Origin of the sequence: uncultured Tenacibaculum sp. (assembly GCF_947502995.1) — a bacterium.
GTDB lineage: Bacteria > Bacteroidota > Bacteroidia > Flavobacteriales > Flavobacteriaceae > Polaribacter.
Map to the genome: position 1 here is coordinate 18,932 of NZ_CANNBW010000032.1, position 19,094 is coordinate 38,025.

A 19,094-nucleotide genomic window follows, 5' to 3' on the forward strand; every position below is an offset into this window, starting at 1 on the left:
AATTTTGCTTATACAAAATAAAAACATTGTATTTTTGTTTAATATTTTTAAATATTCATGAAACAAAATAAGAACGGAGTTTGGGTTAGTTGGAATGAAAACTTAAAGTACAACTACAAATCTTTATACACGATTAAAACAGAAGAGGAATTACAAGAGGTTATTGCTAAAAGTGAAAAGATACGTTTTTTTGGAAGTAAGCAATCTTCTGCAGATATCGCGGCAGGAACAGAAACTTTAATAGATATAACTGCTTACAATAAGATATTAAGTTTTAATGATACTAATAAAACTATCACGGTACAATCTGGAGTATTATTAAAAGATTTATTAGAAGCGGTTGAAGCTAAAGGTTGGTGTATCCCTTGTTTACCAGATATTAATACTGTAACTGTTGGTGGAGCTTTAGCTACAGGAACACATGGTACAAGCGGAAAATTATTAAGTGAATATGTTACGCAATGTAGATTAATATTAGCCGATGGTTCTGTAAAAGAAATTCATGAAGGAGAAGAGTTAATGGATGCTGTTCGTGTTTCATTAGGAGTTTTAGGAGTATTTTCTACGATAACTTTTTCTTGTGAAGAAATTTACACGCTTCATGTAAAAGAACATCCAGAAAGTGATTCAGAATGGTTACCAAAAATTAAGGAACGTTTAAAACAACACGACTTTTTAAGAGTATTATGGTTACCGCATACAGATAAAGGTTATGTGATTACTGGAGATAAAATCAATCCAAATACAGAAATACTAGAAGATTTAGGTCCAGAATATTTAAAGCACAGAAGGAAAGCTTCTAAAATTTTATATAAGTATACACATCTTTTTCCATGGTTTACAGCTGTGGCAAATAAACTGTTGTATAGAGGTTTTTTCAGAGCGACAAAAGAGCATAAAGGATCGTTATATCAAGCAACAGTTACCAAATCTCGAGGCTCTACTCTGGAGTTAGCAGAATGGACAATCAGTTTAGATGTTTTTCCAAAGGTATTCGAAGAGTTAAAAAGAGAAATCAATAAATGGTCAAATAAATCGTTTATTCATATTCCTATGGATGTTCGTTTTGTGTATAAAGATAAATCTTGGTTGAGTTATGCTTACGGACAAGATACGGTAACTATGGGATGTGTTTCTAGAAATGCAGCTACTGCAGATTCTTACGAGGCGTTTAGAAGCGTAGAAAGAATTTTCTTAAAATACGGAGGAAGGCCACATTGGGGAAAACGATTTAAAGCAAAAGATTCCGAACTTTCTCAAGTGTATGAAAAATGGGATGATTTCAAAGTACTACGCAAATCATTTGATCCAACTAATAAATTTTTAAATCCGTATTTAACAGATTTATTTAACGAAAAAGAAGTTGAGCATGCCTACGCCTAAAGGAGTTTTATTTGATTTTGATGGAGTAGTGGTAGATAGTTTTGAAAGCCATTATTCAGCTTGGTCATCAGCGTTTAGAGAATTGTTTGATGAAGAAATAACTCCATATCCGAAGAGTCATGTTGGTAAGTCTCCAAGAAAAATAGCGAGATATTTTTGTGATCAGATTGGCAAAGGAGATCAGTTTGAAGATTTATTTTTCTTGAAGGATAAACATTTAGAATTGTATTTCAAAGTTCCGAATTTATTACCAGGAGTTACGGAATTTACAGATTATTTATCTATGAATAAAGTACCTTATGGAATCGCCAGTAATGCAACAAAGTTATTCTTGAGACAATCGATAAAATATCTGGATTTAGATTTTCCTGTAGTTTTTGGAGTGGAAGATTATAAGAAACCAAAACCAGCACCAGAAGCTTATATAACTTTAGCTAAAGCTTTAGGGTTTACTGAAGAAGAATTTAAAGATTTGTGGGTTTTTGAAGATAGTTTAACAGGAATATCAGCAGCAAAATCCGCAGGAATGCAACCGATTGGAATATTATCTAAATACACAGCGGAAGAAATGAAAGCAGCAGGAAGTACTCAAGTTTTTCAAAATTTGAAAGAAGCTTTTGAAGTGTTGATATAAATAATAGTTTTCTTTTAAAAAGTAGTAATATGACAAAATCAGAAAAAAGTCTTACTTTTAAGAGTAAAAATTATTAAGAATGAGTAAAATAAATGATTTAACGATAGTGTCTGATATTAACATAGAGAAACTTTCAGAATCACATCAAAATCAATTAGAAGAAATTTTAAATCTTTTTAAAGAAATGAATGCTTCTAGTATTGAACCTTATATTGATGAAGAGCTTAATGAAAATAATAAAAGTAAAGCAGGAGATAAGCTCGGGAAATATACGGCATTAGCTATATTAAGAGATATTTTTTTAGAATTTAAAAAAAGTAACGATACCGAGGTAAGTATAGAGATTGGAAAATGCCAAAGTAATTGTTATCCTAATTGCTGTGTGTTTAATTTATCAGGCGATGTTTCAAATAAAAATTTCTCATTTGTTTTAGATAAGAAAGATGGAGTTATTAAAACATTACATTATTGTGGAATGTTTTCAACGAATAATGACATTAGAAAGAGAGTAGATGCAGATATGTATCTGTGTGCACTTAAAAAAGAATCTGAAATGAATGGTAAAGATGTAAGTGGTTTTGATGATCCAGAATACAGAGAAACAGTCAGACAGATAATTAATCGTGTTTGATGAATTTATGTTGAAGAAGTTAGTTCTCTAAATAGTGTCTCTAAATTTTTATTTTCTGAATTCAATTCTAAGATTTTTAATCCATATTCTTGAGCAAAATCAAATAATTTCGGACGCATATCTTCCTCTGTTTCAAATGTAAGTGTCCAAGAATTATCGTAATTATTTTTAATCGTTGTAATATTAGCTAAACGCTGTAAGAATTGTTCTTCAATTTTATAATCGAATCCAACTTTAATAGTTTGTTTATTATCTTCTTTTAAGTCAGCTAGTTTTTTATCAATTACAATTTTTCCGTTATTAATAATAATAACACGATCGCAAACAGCTTCTACTTCTTGCATAATATGCGTAGAAAGTAATACGGTTTTATCTTTGCCTAACTCTTTAATTAAAGCTCTAATTTCAATTAATTGATTTGGATCTAAACCTGTGGTTGGTTCATCTAAAATCAATACAGACGGATTATGTAAAATGGCTGCTGCTAATCCCACACGTTGACGATAACCTTTAGATAATTGACCAATTTTCTTGTGTGATTCTTTATCTAATCCAACTTTTGAGATACAATCTGGAATATCTTCTTTTGAAATATTATGAATATCAGCATGAAATTGTAAATACTCTTTCACATACATATCCAAATACAACGGATTATGTTCTGGTAAATAACCTACTTTTTTTTGAGCATCAATAGGTTTTTTAATTACATCAATATCGTCTACTAAAACCGTTCCTTCATCAGGTTGTAAAAAACCAGTTAACACTTTCATAGTAGTAGATTTTCCAGCTCCATTCGGACCTAAAAATCCAACAATCTCTCCTTTTTTAGCTGAAAAAGAAATGTTATCTACTGCTTTTTGTGTTCCGTATGTTTTAGTTATTGCTGAAAGTTGAATTGACATAGTTAACTTTTTAATTGAATTTTAATAGCTTTCAACCCTGAAGAGTTTAATGTAATGTCTTCAAAAAAAGTAAAGCCTAATTTTTTATAGAAACCTACTGGAGATTTATATAAAGTACCGTCTGTTTTTTTATAATCATTATTGGTAACCACCCATCCATTTAAAATTAAATGCTTCTGTTTAACCATAGAAATCAGTTTTCTACCAATTCCTTTTCCTTGAGATTTCTGACTAAGAATCATTAAGAACCAACGTTCTTTTTCTCGTTCGAAATCAGCAAACCAGCCAATAATGGTATTGTTATCTTTAATTAGAATATGATTAGCTTTATCTAGAGTGCTTAAATAATTATTAAATTCATTTATAGAATTATATTGAATACAGCTAGGATATTCAGCATTCCATAATTCTCTTAAAGATTGTATTTCGTTGTGTTGTAAAGTGGTAATTTTTATAAATTCCATTACTTTCTTTCGTAAGAAACGAAACTATAATCGTATTTATTTTTTTCGTCTGCTTTAAAATCTTCACGAGAAACTTCTTTCCAGATAGAAGTGTCTATCTCAGGGAAATAAACATCTGCTTCAAATGTTTTGTGAACTATGGTAATATCTAAGCGATCAGCTAATTTTTTCTGTAAAGTCTGTTCATAAATTTGAGCTCCACCAATAATAAAAGCGTCTTTACCTTCAGTTAGTTCAATAGCTTTTTCAATACTATCAGCAATTAAACAACCGTCTTTAAAATAATCGTTGTTTCTAGTAATAATTACACTAGTTCTATTAGGAAGAGGTTTTCCAATGCTTTCAAATGTATTTCTACCCATTAAAATATGATGGCCAGAAGTAACTTTTTTAAAACGTTTTAAATCGGCAGGTAAATGCCAAATTAAATCGTTGTCTTTTCCTAATTCGTTGTTTTGGCCAATGGCCGCAATTATGGTGATCATAAATGTATAAAGGGTTTACATGTTTTTAACCCATTCTTTAATATAACCAACTAAATCTCTTTTGTCGGTTACATCATTATCTTTTGTATTCGAGTGTATGTTTTGAATGATGGTTTTAATAGCTAATAATACATTTTCATCATCAATTTCTGCCACTATATCGTAAATGTCCTCTTTTATCGTATCGATTTCTGCTATCATTTTTAATAAAACTTAATAGGTTTAGGTTACTAATTTAATCAGATTTTAGAAATCTGAAAGCTTTACACAAATAAAAGAACGTTAAAAAACTAAACTGCTACAGTTCCTTTAATATGCGGATGAGGATTGTAATCTAGTAATTCGAAATCCTCAAATGTAAAGTCTTCTATATTTTTAATAGAAGGATTTAATTTCATTTTAGGTAACGGTCTTGGTTCTCTAGTTAATTGTAATTCTACTTGTTCTCTATGGTTATTATAAATATGAGCATCTCCAAAAGTGTGAATGAATTCTCCAGCTTCATAACCACAAACTTGTGCCATCATCATAGTGAATAAAGCATAACTAGCTATGTTAAAAGGTACACCTAGAAATATGTCTGCGCTTCTTTGGTATAGTTGACAAGAAAGTTTTCCGTCAGCAACATAAAATTGAAAGAATGCATGACAAGGAGGTAAAGCTGCTTTACCATTGGCTACATTTTCTGAGAATGAAATTGATGTATCTGGCATAACACTAGGATTCCATGCAGAAACCAACATCCTTCTACTATTAGGATTCTTTTTTAAAGTATCTATAACTTCTTTAAGTTGATCTATCTCTTCACTATTCCAGTTGCGCCATTGATGTCCATAAACTGGTCCCAGATCTCCATTTTCATCTGCCCATTCATTCCAAATGCGTACTCCGTTTTCTTGTAAGTATTTTACATTTGTGTCTCCTTTTATAAACCATAATAATTCATAAATGATAGATTTAAGGTGAAGTTTTTTAGTCGTTACCATTGGAAAACCTTCACTTAAATCGAAACGCATCTGATATCCAAAAACACTTTTAGTTCCTGTTCCTGTTCTGTCTCCCTTTTCATTTCCGTTTTCTAAAACGTGTTTAACTAAATCTAAATATTGTTGCATCTATGTATATAAATTATTACAGCAAAAATAAAAAAGCACCAACATGTTTTGTTGATGCTTTAAAAATTGTTTTCAGCAAGTTATTAACCAATTTAAGAAAGGATTTTTGGTTGAGCTTTAATTTATTGTTTTTGTAAATTGTGTTCTCAGGATTTATTTTGAAAACTACAAATCTTACATATTTAAAGGGATGATAATATACTGAGAGGTTGCGTATAATAAATTAAATACTTGCTAAATAATAATATTGTTTATGCCCAAATACATTGTCCATTTCTCTGGCAATAACCATAATCACAAAATTCGAAACCGTTAACCATTACACAGCATTGTCTGTTACCTTTACAATAAGGTCTGTACACCATTATTGCTCCGTTAATTTCGCTTAATTCTTGTTTAGATAATACTTTTAATCCTTTAAGGTTTTTTAAGTTTTTCATAATAAAAATGTTTTGGTAAACCTATAATTAGTTAAGGCATGAAATTATAGGTTTAAGGTTAATAAAATATTTGATTGAAAAGATTAGAATATATTGTTAGTAGAACATGCAACCGTAGATTGAACAACGTCCTGGTTCACAAAATTCTGTTCCATTAATTATAAAACAACATCTGTTTGAACCTTTACAGTATGTTCTTATTGATCCTTTGATTTGTTTAAGTTGTTCTTTGTTTAAAACTTGAACACCATTTAAATTTTTTAAGTTTTTCATTATTTATTTAATTTTTGGTTAATACTCAAAATTGATATTTACCTCAGTAATTAAATAGATATAAAGAAAAGGGGATAAGATAGATATTACACCAAAATAACTAGTTTAATCTTTAATCGATAAAATGACTAGTTGCGAATTATTATAAGTCTTAATAGAAAATTTCTATAGGTAATAATTGAAATGGTTATATCATAGGTTTTGATTTAGTGTTTCTTTTTATTTATTTGATTAATATAGAGGTTGTTTGTAAATATAATAAAAAAACTCATTGTTTTTTGTTTTTTTTTAGGTCAAAGTGTTTTTATGATGAATTAAGTTTAAAAACTAGTTAAAAATAAATTTCTTGCTCCTTTCAATCCACATTTTTGATATTTATGATACGCTCTAGCTGCACTTTCTCTAATATCTTTTTTTGAAGAGGTTTTGTTTAACCAAGTATTTAATGCTGCTTCTAAAGTATAAGCTTCAGGAGCCATTAAATGAGTAGTCCATAATATTGGGTTTGCATTTGCTTTAAGAATGTGATCAGAAAAATAATTTTTACTAAAACAAGCTAAGATGATAACATCATTTTTAGTTTTAGAGGTTTTCTTAAAATTAAGATTTAGTTGGAAGTCCATCAATCCATCATGCCCAATATATGCTTGTAAATTTGATGCTCCTCCAAAGTTTAAAGTTTTTGATTTAACTTTTATTGTTGTTTTATTTTGTTGATTAGCAGCTAAAAGAAAATCTTCAGTGCAGTTTTTTATTTTTTCTCCATCATATGCATCAGCTAAAAGATATACGTCTTTTGAACGATGTTTAAAAAGAACTCTTTCAAGAATATTTGATTGATCTGTTTCTAGTTTAGAGATAAATTTCCATTCCTTTGTTTTGTGTTTAAAGAAAGACTTTATTCCATAAGCTGCTCCCCAATATAAGTTGTTTCTTGGGTCTTTTCCATTTCCTAATTTTTTAGGAACAGGAACAATACCTTGAAACTCATTATCGCATAAAGCAACATAAACATGAATTGTTTTAGTTTGTGAATAAACTTTAAAAAGGAATAAGGAAAGTAGTAATAAGACAATTTTCTTTTTCATAATGCAACATTATAGTTATTCATATAACGATAAAGATTGCGAAAAATTGGTTAGTTACTTTTTATATAAAAGCAATAATTGAAATAGCTCCAATAATAGAAGCTATTACTCCCATTTGTAGTATTAGCATGGGAGTAATTTTTACAAGCTCTTTATCTTCATCTGAAATTTTTGCTTTAAAAATACGAGCAATTATAAGTCCTACAGTAGTGTCGAAAACACCAATAATAAAACTACCTATAATTGCACTAACAAAATTTCCATGTAATTTTAAATATATAGCTGTTATACCGTAAATAACAAATGAACCAAATGCAAACCATACATATTCAAAGTTTAAAACTCTGGATAGTATAGAGCTGATTACATCGTATAAACTCACGACAGCAAATCCAATCAATATTATAAATAATGATTCCAAAGCAGATTTTAAAAAAGGTTAATTTATTAAAGTTTATCCTATTATCATTCCAGCAATTGTGGCAGACATCAAAGAAGCAATAGTTCCTCCGATTAAGGCTTTAATACCAAATTCAGATAACGTTTTTCTTTGTCCTGGAGCAAGTGAGCCAATTCCTCCGATTTGAATACCAATCGAAGCGAAATTAGCAAAACCACACAACATATATGTAGCCATTATAACTGATTTATTATATGTTAAGTGTGTAGCGTTACTCACATCTTTTAATTCTGCTAATTGAATGTATCCTACAAATTCACTAGCAGCTAATTTTATACCTAATAATTGTCCCATTAAAGCAGTGTCTTCACTAGCAACACCAATTAACCACATTAAAGGAGCAAAAATATATCCAAGAATAAATTCAAGAGAAAAGTTTTCATAAGATGTATTTATAGCAATCCATTCATTTAATCCTGTTACACCACCTATAAGAAATAAACCATAATTCAACATAGCAATAAAGGCAATGAATACAAGAAGCATTGCAGCAACATTCATAGCTAATTGAAGTCCTTCAGTAGTTCCATTAGCAATAGCGTCTAAAATGTTCGAACCTATTTTTTCTGAAGATACTTTTACGTCTGTATTAACCTCTTCTTTCTGCGGATATAAGATTTTAGAAATAATAATGGCTCCTGGAGCAGCCATTACAGATGCAGCTAATAAATGTTTAGCATATAATAAACGTAAAGCTTCATCGTCTCCACCTAAAAAACCAATATAAGCTGCTAAAACAGCCCCAGCTACAGTTGCCATTCCACCAATCATTACTAAAAGAATTTCAGATCGAGTCATTTTTTCTAAGTAAGCTTTAATCAAAAGAGGTGCTTCTGTTTGCCCTAAGAATATATTACCTGCGACAGATAAACTTTCAGCTCCTGAGATTTTTAATACTTTAGAAAGTAACCATGCTAATCCTTTAACTATCCATTGAATAACTCCTAAGTAGAATAATAATGAAGTTAACGCAGAGAAGAAAATAATTGTAGGTAATACTTGAAAAGCAAAAATAAATCCAAAAGAACTCATATCTGATACTAATCCGCTAAATAAGAATTCACTACCAGCTCTTGTAAAGTCTAGTACTTTGACAAAAATAGCCCCTACAAATTCAAAAGCTTTTTGAACAAATGATACTTTTAAAACTCCTATTGCAATAATTAACTGAAAAGAAAGTCCTAAACCAACTGTCTTCCAATCAATAGCTTTTCGGTTCGAGCTAAATAAAAAAGCAATAATTAATAAAACCAACATACCTAATACTCCTCTCCATAAACTGTTGATAGAGAAACCTTGACTAGGAATAATTTTATTTTCTTCTTTTTTTGTAGTATTAACAGTGTCTGAAGCTTGGTTAATGTTTATAGGTTCAACTGAAAAGTTATATAAAACATCCTTTTCTGAAATTGTTAATAATGAATCAGTCTGCTTTACAATATTATAATAGCGAACAGTATCTTTAGGTGTTTTATAGTTAAATATTAATAGGTTGTTTTGGTGAATGTAATTACCATTGGCAACTAAACTATCTTTAGCAGCTAAAAAATAGGTAAACTCCCCATTGTTTAAAGTGAAATAATCATTTTCATTTATTTCTACTAATGATTTTCCAGAATTGTTATGTATAGACTTAAATTTCCATGTTTTATCGATTTTTTGCGAAAACAACGCAAAAGAAAAAACACACAGAAGTAGTGTGATCAATTTTTTCATTCAAAGAATATTATGTTTTATGAACGCTTGCTAATTTCGTCTCTTATTTTAGCCGCTAATTCGTAATCTTCATTATTTACAGCTTCTTGTAATTGCTCTTCTAATTCACTTAAAGAAAGATCAGAAAAGTCTGCTGCACTTGTAAACTCTATTTCAGAAGTCAATTCAACTTCACTAGTATCATGATCACTAGTTCCACCTAATTCTTCTTCTGTTTTTAAATATATACCAGCTTTGTCAAGTATGTTTTCATAAGTAAATATTGGTGCTTGAAAACGAACTGCTAATGCAATAGCATCAGAAGTTCTAGTGTCTATCACTTCTTCTACACCATCTCTTTCACAAATTAAACTAGAGAAAAAGACTCCATCTACTAATTTATGAATAATAATCTGTTTTACAGTAATACTAAATCGTTCAGCAAAAGATTTAAATAAATCGTGTGTTAGTGGTCTTGGAGGTCTAATTTCTTTTTCTAATGCAATTGCAATAGATTGTGCTTCAAACGCTCCAATGATAATTGGTAAAGTTCTAGTTCCTTCCATTTCGCTAAGCACTAAAGCATAAGCTCCGCTTTGTGTTTGGCTATATGAAATTCCTTTAATAGTTAGTCTTACTAGGCTCATGTATCTGTCTTCATACAAAAAAAGCGGTCTTTAATTAGACTGCCTTTAGGGTGCCACAATTTAATAAAAAATATGACTACGGAAAGATTAAATTTTAAAAAATAAAAACTCTAGAAAAACATTTGATTTCTAGAGTTTTTTATAAAGTATTTTGAGTTCTTATGCTTGTTTAAAAGCTTTCAATTTCTCAATTAATTGCGGAACTACTTCAAAAGCATCACCAACAATACCATAATCAGCAGCTTTAAAGAAAGGAGCTTCAGGGTCGTTATTAATAACTACTTTTACTTTAGAAGCATTAACTCCAGCTAAATGCTGAATAGCTCCAGAGATTCCGATAGCGATATATAAATTAGAAGCTACCGGTTTACCAGTTTGTCCAACGTGTTCACTATGAGGTCTCCAACCTAAATCAGAAACTGGTTTTGAACAAGCAGTAGCAGCTCCTAAAACATCAGCTAATTCTTCTACCATTCCCCAGTTCTCTGGTCCTTTTAAACCACGACCAGCAGATACTACAACATCAGCATCGGCAATAGTAACAGTTCCACTCGCTTTGTCAATAGAAACAGATGATACTCCTAATTCAGGTAAAGCAGCATCAAAACTTTCAGTAACACCTGAAACAGAACTTTCATGAGCACCATAAGAATTTTTAGCTACACCTATTACTTTTTTATCAGTTAATATTTCAGTGTTATTAAATCCTTTATTAGAAAAAGCTTTACGTTTAACAACAAATGAATTTGAAGTGTCAGGTAATGCAACTGCATTAGATGCGTAACCAGCTTCTAATCCAACAGCTACTAATGGAGCAAGTGTTAAACCATCAACACTAGAATCTATTACAACAACATCTGAAGATTGTGCTTCAGCTACTTGTTTAACCACAGCAGCATAACCTTTAGCGTTAAATGAACTTAAATCGTTCTTAACCTCTATTACTTTATCTGCTCCGTAAGTATATAATTCACTTGCATCTCCACCGTTAATAGTTAAAGTTACAAGACTTGTTCCTAATTGTTCAGCTACTTTTTTTCCGTATGAAACAACTTCAAAAGCTGTTTTTTTAAATTTTCCTTCCGAAGAATCGGCAAAAACTAATACAGACATAATTTTTAATTTTTTAAGTTTTTCAATGGGTGTATATTTCAACACCCATTAAAAAGATTTGATTTTAAATTTAAATTGCTTTAGCCTCGTTGTGTAAAAGATTAATTAAATCATCTACGTTATCAACTAATTTTACCTCTCCTTTAGGAGCAGGTTTCTCGAAATTCTTTGTACTTGTAGAGGCATTGCTACCTGTTGCTTCAACAACATTTAACGGCTTTTTACGAGCCATCATAATACCTCTCATGTTAGGTATTCTTAAATCTTTTTCTTCAACAATACCTTTTTGTCCTGCTACTACTAAAGGTAATGTAGATGCTACTTTTTCTTCTCCGCCATCAATCTCTCTTTCTAAAGTGGCATTATTTCCATCAACTTCAATTCCAACACATCCGTTAACGAAATTGAAATCTAATAATGATGCTAACATACCAGGAACCATTTGTCCATTATAATCAGCAGATTCTTTTCCTGCTAATACTAAATCGAAACCTCCAGATTTTACAACTTCAGCTAATTCTTTAGCTACTAATAAACCATCAGTTGGTTCTACATTAACACGGATTGCATCATCAGCTCCAATAGCTAATGCTTTACGTAAAGTAGGTTCAGTTTCAGCTCCTCCTACATTTACAACAGTAACAGATGCTCCTTGTTTTTCTTTAAACCACATTGCACGTGTTAAACTGAATTCATCATATGGGTTTATAACAAACTGAACTCCATTTGTGTCAAACTTAGTATCGTTATCAGTGAAGTTAATTTTTGAAGTGGTATCAGGTACATGACTGATACAAACTAATATTTTCATATGGATTGTTTTTTGTACGCTTATTTTGTGCTACGAATTTACATATTTTTTTTGATTTATTATGCATGCATAATAAATTTTGTTGGTAAATCGTATACATTTTAACATTGTATTAATTTCTTTAGTAAAGAATTTCATACTTTTGCAAATCAATAAACAACAACTACTTAATAAAACACATGAAAACAGTTCAATTTAGAGAAGCAATCTGTGAAGCGATGAGTGAAGAGATGCGTCGTGATGAGAGCATCTATTTAATGGGGGAGGAAGTTGCAGAATATAATGGTGCGTACAAGGCAAGTAAAGGAATGTTAGATGAATTTGGAGCAAAAAGAGTTATTGATACTCCTATTGCCGAATTAGGTTTCGGAGGTATTGCAGTTGGATCTGCAATGAATGGAAACAGACCTATTGTAGAATATATGACCTTTAACTTCTCTTTAGTAGGAATTGATCAAATTATCAACAATGCGGCGAAAATTCGTCAAATGAGTGGAGGTCAGTTTAATTGTCCGATTGTATTTAGAGGACCAACTGCATCTGCGGGTCAATTAGCAGCTACACATTCACAAGCTTTTGAAAGTTGGTATGCAAATTGTCCAGGTTTAAAAGTTATTGTACCATCGAATCCTTATGATGCAAAAGGTTTATTAAAAGCTGCTATTAGAGATGATGATCCAGTAATTTTTATGGAGTCTGAGCAGATGTATGGTGATAAAATGGAAATTCCTGAAGGGGAGTATGTATTACCTATTGGTGTAGCAGATATTAAAAGAGAAGGAACAGATGTTACTTTAGTTTCTTTTGGAAAAATAATAAAAGAAGCATATAAAGCAGCGGATCAATTAGCAGAAGAAGGTATTTCTGTTGAAGTAATTGATTTAAGAACTGTACGACCAATGGATCACAAAACGATTTTAGAGTCGGTTAAAAAAACAAATAGATTAGTGATTTTAGAAGAAGCATGGCCATTTGGAAGTGTATCTTCAGAAATTACTTTTAGAGTTCAAGATGAAGCATTTGATTATTTAGATGCACCTATTAAGAGAATTACAACTGCAGATACACCTGCACCGTATTCTCCGGTTTTATTAGAAAAATGGTTGCCTAACTCGGGGGATGTTATTAAGGCAGTCAAAGAAGTTATGTATATAAAATAATAATAAACTATATCACAGCCATTTAAATCCTTTTAGCACCTCGTGTTGAAAGGATTTTAATGTGTAAAAGAGCCTATGAGATTTAAATTTTTTATACTATCAATTTTGCTTGGGATGGTCGCAAATGCACAGTTGATAGTGAAAGGGAAAGTAGTGGATGAGTTTGATAATCCAATGCCGTTTGTAAATGTGTACATTCAAGGTACAACTACAGGAACCACTACAGATGATGAAGGAAGGTTTGCTTTTCGAACAAAGAAGAGAAAAGGAATTTTAGAAGTATCTTTTGTTGGTTTTCAAACACAAACTATAACAATTACACCAAAAACTAAATTTTTAAATATAGTTTTAAAAGAAGGTTCAGATATTTTAGATGAGGTTATTTTAGTAACTCGTCCGAAGAAGAGATTAAAGAAAAAGGAAAATCCTGCATATAAAATCTTAAGAGAAGTTTGGAAACGTAAACGTAAAAATGGTATAGATTTAGTTAATCATTATCAGTACAAAAAACATACTACAATTGAGATTGGGCTTAATAATTTAGATACTGCATTCATTAAGCAAATCTTTAAAAAAGATTATGATCAGACCATAAAAGAAGTAAAATACGATACTGATGGTATCAATTATTATATACCAATCTACATCAATGAGCAAATTGCTAAAGTTTATGGTAATAATGAGAATAATGACGAGCGTGAAGATATCGAAGCTGAAAAGTCTGAAGGTTTAGGAGCTCAAGGTTTTGTATTCGACCGTATGTCTAGAACATTTCAAAATGTAGATGTATTTAGAAATAATATCACTTTATTAAGAAAATCGTTTGTTAGCCCACTATCTACTGATGGTTTTGCTACTTACGATTATGTTTTATATGATAGTGTTGTACAAAATAACACAAAATTGTATAACATATATTTCTTTCCAATTAGAGATCAAGATTTAGCATTTAAAGGTAATTTTTGGATTGCTGATAAAGCCTACACATTAAAAAAACTTCGTATGGAAGTTGTTAAAGGTGCTAACTTAAATTTCGTAAGAGGTTTAACTTTTGAAAAAGAATTCGAAGTACGAAATGATAGTATTTATATTCCAACAAAGAATGCTTACGAGGGAGATTTTACATTTTTAGATAAAAACGAAGCAAACAAAGGTTTAACAATTAAGAAAACAATCAACTATAGTGATTATGTTTTAGATAAACCTTTAGCTGATGAATTCTACAAAGGTCAAATTCAAAAGATAAGACCAGATCAATATTTCCGTTCAGACGAATATTGGGCAAAACAAGATATTGAAGATAATAAAGATACGTATAAACTGATAAGTTCGGTAAAAGGAAAAAAGCAGATAAAACGATTAACAGGTTTTATCAATACGATTTCTAGTGGGTTTATTAACTTACCTTTCTTAAATATGCAAGTTGGTCCGTTTTGGACAGCCTTTGCAAGCAACGAGGTGGAAGGTTTTAGAACTCGATTAGGTTTTAGAACTTTTAATACTAAAGATGACCGATTTAGATTATCTGGTCATTTGGCTTACGGTTTTCAAGATAAAGAATTAAAATACGGTTTAGAAGCTCAATATTTATTGTCTTACGAACCAAGAATTTCTACTAGTGTTGCTTATCAGAATGATATCGAACAATTAGGAAGTGCTTTGTTAAATACTACTCAATTGTTAGGAAGAACTTTTGGTTCTACTGCACTTTTCTCAAGAGGGAATAACTTTTTCTTATCTAAAGTAGAAAAGTATGCGTCTAATTTTGATTATGCTGTGCATAATAACTTTCATATTGGATTTAACTTTTCTCATTCTCGTATACAGTCTGCTAGTCCTGAAAACTTTTCTGCTAGTTATTTAGATGATTTAGGAAATTTACAATCAAAAGTAGTAGATGTGGCTTCTGATGTTTATTTAACTTTTACACCTGGTCGTTTTGTTTATGGTTTAGGAGTAGAACAACGTTTCGGAAGAAATGTTTTTCCGTCTATTGTGATAAACTACCGTCATGGATATAAAGGTTTCTTAAATGGAACACATGAGTATGATAAAATTCAGATAAAATATAATCAGCCAATTTTATTAGGAAAATTTGGTTTACTAGATACTACAATTGAAGGAGGAAAGGTTTTTGGAACTGTACCATCTTCTTTGTTAAATGCTGTACCAGCAAACCAATCTTTTTCATTAGTTCCAAATACGTTTTCATTGTTGAATTTTTATGATTTTGTAACCGATCAATATGTTTCAACACATTTTGAACATCATTTTAATGGGTTTATTTTAAATCGTATTCCATTATTAAGAAAATTAAAATTAAGAAGTTTAGCAACCTTTAGAGCTGCTTATGGATCAATTTCAGACGAAAATAGAGCTATAAATGATGGTTTACGTAACGCTAGCAATACAGAAAATATTCTTTATAATGCACCAAATCAAGTGTATTATGAATATGGTTTTGGCGTAGAGAATATTGGGTATGGAAACTTACGTTTTCTTAGAATTGACGCTATATGGAGAAGTAATTACACACCACCTTCAAATAGTATCGCAGTACCTACTCCGAAGTTTGCAATTAGAATAGGGATACGTCCTGATTTATAAAAGATTATTTAACCTAAAAATAACTTCTAAAATCCGTGCACGAACTGCATTTTATATGTAGTTTTGCTTTCCGATTTTTAGAAACGAAATAAAAAATATGACAGCCAAAGAAAAACAAACTGTTGATGTATTAATTGAAATACCAAAAGGAAGTAGAAATAAATATGAATACGATTTCGATTTAAAGAAAATCCGTTTCGATAGAATGTTATTCTCTTCAATGATGTATCCAGGTGATTACGGTTTTATTCCTGAAACATTAGCTTTAGATGGAGATCCATTAGATGTTTTAGTTTTAGGAGCTGAGCCATGTTTTCCAATGTGTATGATGGAAGTTAGACCAATTGGTGTTTTCCACATGGCAGATGAGAAAGGTCCAGATGAAAAAATCGTTTGTGTGCCAATTTCTGATCCAATTTGGAACAAATACAAAGATATTTCTGATTTAAATCCTCATAGAAAAGAAGAAATCACACATTTCTTCCAGGTTTACAAAGACTTAGAAAGAAAGAAAGTAGATGTAGGTGGATGGGGAGATGCTGATGAAGCATATTCAATTTTAGATAAGTGTATCGAGCGTTACGAAAACAGCGAACACAAAGCAAACGGAGATTTTAAAGTATAATCTCAATATTAAAAATATTTCAAAGCTTGTTACTTAGTAGCAAGCTTTTTTTTGTTTAGAGATTGATTTTGTTATATTTAAAGCAATAAACTAATCAATTAATTAAATATTATGGAATCAAACACAGTGTTTTTACCAGTCATCTTGGCTGTGGTAGGCTTGGTTTTTATGTTCATTAAAATGTCTTGGGTAAAAAAGCAAGAGGCAGGTGATGAAAAAATGAAATCAATATCAAAAAGTATAAAAGAAGGAGCTTTAGCATTTTTAAATGCAGAATATAAGCTCCTTTTAATTTTTTCGATAATAGCCTCAATAGCACTTTTTATCATATCTCAACTTGTTGATACAACACATTGGATTATAGTTGTAGCATTTATTATCGGAGCCATTTTCTCAGCTTTAGCAGGTAATATCGGAATGCGTATTGCAACAGATGCAAATGCAAGAACAACAGAAGCAGCCAAAACAAGTTTACCAAAAGCGTTACAAGTCTCTTTTGGTGGAGGGACTGTAATGGGGTTAGGAGTTGCAGGTTTGGCAGTTTTAGGGTTAAGTCTTTTCTTTTTCTTATTTGTAACTATGTTTGTTACAGGTGAAGGAAGTTTCTACAAAGAAATGACAGTTGCTTTAGAAGCCTTAGCTGGTTTTTCTTTAGGAGCTGAAAGTATTGCTTTATTCGCAAGAGTTGGCGGAGGCATCTACACTAAAGCAGCAGATGTTGGAGCCGATTTAGTAGGTAAGGTAGAAGCAGGTATTCCTGAAGATGATCCGAGAAATCCAGCAACAATTGCAGATAACGTAGGTGATAATGTTGGAGATGTTGCAGGAATGGGGGCAGATTTATTCGGAAGTTATGTGGCTACGGTTTTAGCGGCTATGGTTCTTGGAAACTATGTTGTTCGTGATATGTCTACAACTACTCAATTTACAGATGCTTTTAATGGAATGGGACCAATATTATTACCATTAGTAATTGCGGGTGTTGGTATTATTGCTTCAATTATCGGGACTTTCTTAGTTAAAATTAAAGATAATTCAGCAAAAGAAGCTGAAGTTCAAAAAGCTTTAGATTTAGGAAATTGGGCATCTATACTTATTACTTTAATTGCAAGTTGGTTCTTAATTCAATGGATGTTACCAGAAACATTAAAAATGAGTTTTTTCGGAGAAGGAATACAAGAAGTACCTTCTCGTCATGTATTTTATTCAGGAATGATTGGTTTAGCAGTGGGAGCTTTAATTTCTACAGTAACGGCATATTATACAAGTTTAGGTAAAAAACCAGTCTTAGATATTGTTCAAAATAGTTCTACTGGAGCTGCAACTAATATTATCGCAGGATTAGCTGTAGGAATGAAATCTACATTTTTATCAGTTATTTTATTTGCTGCTGCTATTTATGGTTCTTATGCTTTGGCCGGTTTTTATGGAGTTGCTTTAGCAGCCTCTGCAATGATGGCGACAACGGCAATGCAATTAGCTATTGATGCTTTCGGACCAATTGCTGATAATGCAGGTGGTGTAGCAGAAATGAGTGAATTAGAAGATCACGTGCGTGAACGTACAGATATTTTAGACTCTGTAGGAAATACAACTGCAGCAGTAGGAAAAGGTTTTGCAATTGCTTCTGCAGCATTGACTGCTTTAGCGTTGTTTGCAGCTTACGTAACATTCACAGGAATTGATGGAATTAATATTTTTAAAGCTGATGTTTTAGCAATGTTATTTGTTGGAGGAATGATTCCTGTAATCTTTTCTGCTTTAGCTATGGAATCTGTAGGAAAAGCGGCTATGGAAATGGTACAAGAAGTTCGTCGTCAGTTTAAAGAAATTCCAGGAATTATGGAAGGAACTGGAACACCAGATTATGCGAAGTGTGTTGACATTTCTACTAAGGCTGCTTTAAAAGAAATGATTTTACCAGGTTTAATTACGATCATCACACCAATTATTATTGGTTTATTATTCGGAGCTGAGCCTTTAGGAGGTTATATGGCTGGAGTTTGTGTTAGTGGTGTAATGTGGGCGATTTTCCAGAATAATGCAGGTGGTGCTTGGGATAATGCTAAAAAATCTTTTGAGGCTGGTGTAGAAATTAATGGAGAAATGACTTTTAAAGGTTCTGATGCACATAAGGCAGCTGTGACAGGAGATACTGTTGGAGATCCGTTTAAAGATACTTCTGGGCCGTCAATGAACATCTTAATTAAACTTACATGTTTAGTTGGTTTAGTTATCGCACCAATCTTAGGAGGTCATTCAGTTGAATCACATGCTTCAAATACACAATTAATAAAAGAAGTTCAAGTTGAGTCTGAATTAAAAGATGATGAGAAATCTGTAGCAACGATAACTACTACAGTTATTAAAGATGGAAAGAAAGAATCTAAAGTGATAAAAGTTGAAGGTACAAAAGAAGAAGTAGCTCAAGCAATAAAGAAAGCACAAGAATAGATTATCCTCTTATATCCAATTTAAATATGTGTCGTCCTAAAATAGGTTGACAGTTTTAAAAAGTATTATTTAAACCAGAGAAGCTAGCTTCTCTGGTTTTTTAT

The 19,094-nt window shown here is 31.2% G+C and carries 19 protein-coding genes; 7 read left to right on the top strand and 12 right to left on the bottom strand.

Annotation, left to right across the window (positions count from 1 at the left end):
• Positions 1–57 precede the first annotated feature (57 nt).
• From Q1A46_RS19735 to Q1A46_RS19745, 3 genes are all read left to right on the top strand, one after another.
• On the top strand, positions 58–1,383 hold the full coding sequence (locus Q1A46_RS19735; protein WP_299683167.1) for a D-arabinono-1,4-lactone oxidase: 1,326 nt from the start codon (positions 58–60) through the stop codon (positions 1,381–1,383).
• Complete coding sequence (locus Q1A46_RS19740; protein ID WP_299683169.1) at positions 1,370–2,017, top strand: HAD family phosphatase; 648 nt, start codon at positions 1,370–1,372, stop codon at positions 2,015–2,017. Before Q1A46_RS19735 ends, Q1A46_RS19740 begins: the two co-directional genes overlap by 14 nt.
• A gap of 79 nt (positions 2,018–2,096) precedes the next feature.
• Complete coding sequence (locus Q1A46_RS19745) at positions 2,097–2,648, top strand: hypothetical protein (protein WP_299683171.1); 552 nt, start codon at positions 2,097–2,099, stop codon at positions 2,646–2,648.
• A gap of 5 nt (positions 2,649–2,653) precedes the next feature.
• On the opposite strand, the gene gldA is transcribed toward Q1A46_RS19745, so the two are convergent.
• The 12 genes from gldA to Q1A46_RS19805 all read right to left on the bottom strand — a co-directional run bounded on the left by gldA (position 2,654) and on the right by Q1A46_RS19805 (position 12,144).
• Positions 2,654–3,553 (bottom strand): gliding motility-associated ABC transporter ATP-binding subunit GldA, encoded by a 900-nt coding sequence (gldA, locus tag Q1A46_RS19750; protein WP_299683173.1) that lies wholly within the window; start codon positions 3,551–3,553, stop codon positions 2,654–2,656.
• Positions 3,554–3,555: 2 nt separating this feature from the next.
• The gene (locus Q1A46_RS19755) at positions 3,556–4,017 is read right to left on the bottom strand and encodes a GNAT family N-acetyltransferase (RefSeq protein WP_299683175.1); all 462 of its coding nucleotides are present in this window, start codon (positions 4,015–4,017) and stop codon (positions 3,556–3,558) included.
• A complete protein-coding gene (locus Q1A46_RS19760; RefSeq protein WP_299683177.1) occupies positions 4,017–4,502 on the bottom strand; it encodes a dihydrofolate reductase in 486 nt (161 codons plus the stop codon). Before Q1A46_RS19760 ends, Q1A46_RS19755 begins: the two co-directional genes overlap by 1 nt.
• Before the next feature lie 15 nt (positions 4,503–4,517).
• Positions 4,518–4,703: a hypothetical protein gene (locus Q1A46_RS19765; RefSeq protein WP_095069702.1), complete on the bottom strand. Its 186-nt coding sequence runs from the start codon at positions 4,701–4,703 to the stop codon at positions 4,518–4,520.
• A gap of 89 nt (positions 4,704–4,792) precedes the next feature.
• On the bottom strand, positions 4,793–5,617 hold the full coding sequence (locus tag Q1A46_RS19770) for a thymidylate synthase (RefSeq protein WP_299683187.1): 825 nt from the start codon (positions 5,615–5,617) through the stop codon (positions 4,793–4,795).
• Between the two features lie 251 nt (positions 5,618–5,868).
• On the bottom strand, positions 5,869–6,057 hold the full coding sequence (locus Q1A46_RS19775) for a hypothetical protein (protein ID WP_299683189.1): 189 nt from the start codon (positions 6,055–6,057) through the stop codon (positions 5,869–5,871).
• 593 nt (positions 6,058–6,650) lie between these two features.
• Positions 6,651–7,418, bottom strand: a complete 768-nt coding sequence (locus Q1A46_RS19780; protein ID WP_299683191.1) for a hypothetical protein — start codon at positions 7,416–7,418, stop codon at positions 6,651–6,653.
• Positions 7,419–7,479: 61 nt separating this feature from the next.
• Positions 7,480–7,839, bottom strand: a complete 360-nt coding sequence (locus Q1A46_RS19785; protein WP_299683193.1) for a hypothetical protein — start codon at positions 7,837–7,839, stop codon at positions 7,480–7,482.
• Positions 7,840–7,872: 33 nt separating this feature from the next.
• A complete protein-coding gene (locus Q1A46_RS19790; protein WP_299683195.1) occupies positions 7,873–9,594 on the bottom strand; it encodes a NupC/NupG family nucleoside CNT transporter in 1,722 nt (573 codons plus the stop codon).
• 17 nt (positions 9,595–9,611) lie between these two features.
• Positions 9,612–10,220, bottom strand: a complete 609-nt coding sequence (locus Q1A46_RS19795) for a bifunctional nuclease family protein (RefSeq protein WP_299683198.1) — start codon at positions 10,218–10,220, stop codon at positions 9,612–9,614.
• A 159-nt stretch (positions 10,221–10,379) separates the two neighbouring features.
• Entirely contained in the window at positions 10,380–11,333 is a 954-nt protein-coding gene (locus tag Q1A46_RS19800; RefSeq protein WP_299683200.1) for an electron transfer flavoprotein subunit alpha/FixB family protein, read from the bottom strand.
• A 70-nt stretch (positions 11,334–11,403) separates the two neighbouring features.
• Positions 11,404–12,144, bottom strand: a complete 741-nt coding sequence (locus Q1A46_RS19805; protein ID WP_299683202.1) for an electron transfer flavoprotein subunit beta/FixA family protein — start codon at positions 12,142–12,144, stop codon at positions 11,404–11,406.
• Between the two features lie 179 nt (positions 12,145–12,323).
• Here Q1A46_RS19805 and Q1A46_RS19810 point away from each other — a divergent pair, with 179 nt between their 5' ends.
• The 4 genes from Q1A46_RS19810 (at position 12,324) to Q1A46_RS19825 (ending at position 18,990) form a co-directional block, all read left to right on the top strand.
• Complete coding sequence (locus tag Q1A46_RS19810) at positions 12,324–13,304, top strand: pyruvate dehydrogenase complex E1 component subunit beta (RefSeq protein WP_299683204.1); 981 nt, start codon at positions 12,324–12,326, stop codon at positions 13,302–13,304.
• A 114-nt stretch (positions 13,305–13,418) separates the two neighbouring features.
• Positions 13,419–15,911: a DUF5686 family protein gene (locus tag Q1A46_RS19815; protein ID WP_299683206.1), complete on the top strand. Its 2,493-nt coding sequence runs from the start codon at positions 13,419–13,421 to the stop codon at positions 15,909–15,911.
• Positions 15,912–16,008: 97 nt separating this feature from the next.
• A complete protein-coding gene (locus Q1A46_RS19820; RefSeq protein WP_095069719.1) occupies positions 16,009–16,536 on the top strand; it encodes an inorganic diphosphatase in 528 nt (175 codons plus the stop codon).
• 111 nt (positions 16,537–16,647) lie between these two features.
• Positions 16,648–18,990 carry a sodium-translocating pyrophosphatase gene (locus Q1A46_RS19825; RefSeq protein ID WP_299683208.1) on the top strand — a complete coding sequence of 781 codons (2,343 nt, stop codon included), beginning with the start codon at positions 16,648–16,650 and terminating at the stop codon, positions 18,988–18,990.
• Positions 18,991–19,094: the final 104 nt, after the last annotated feature.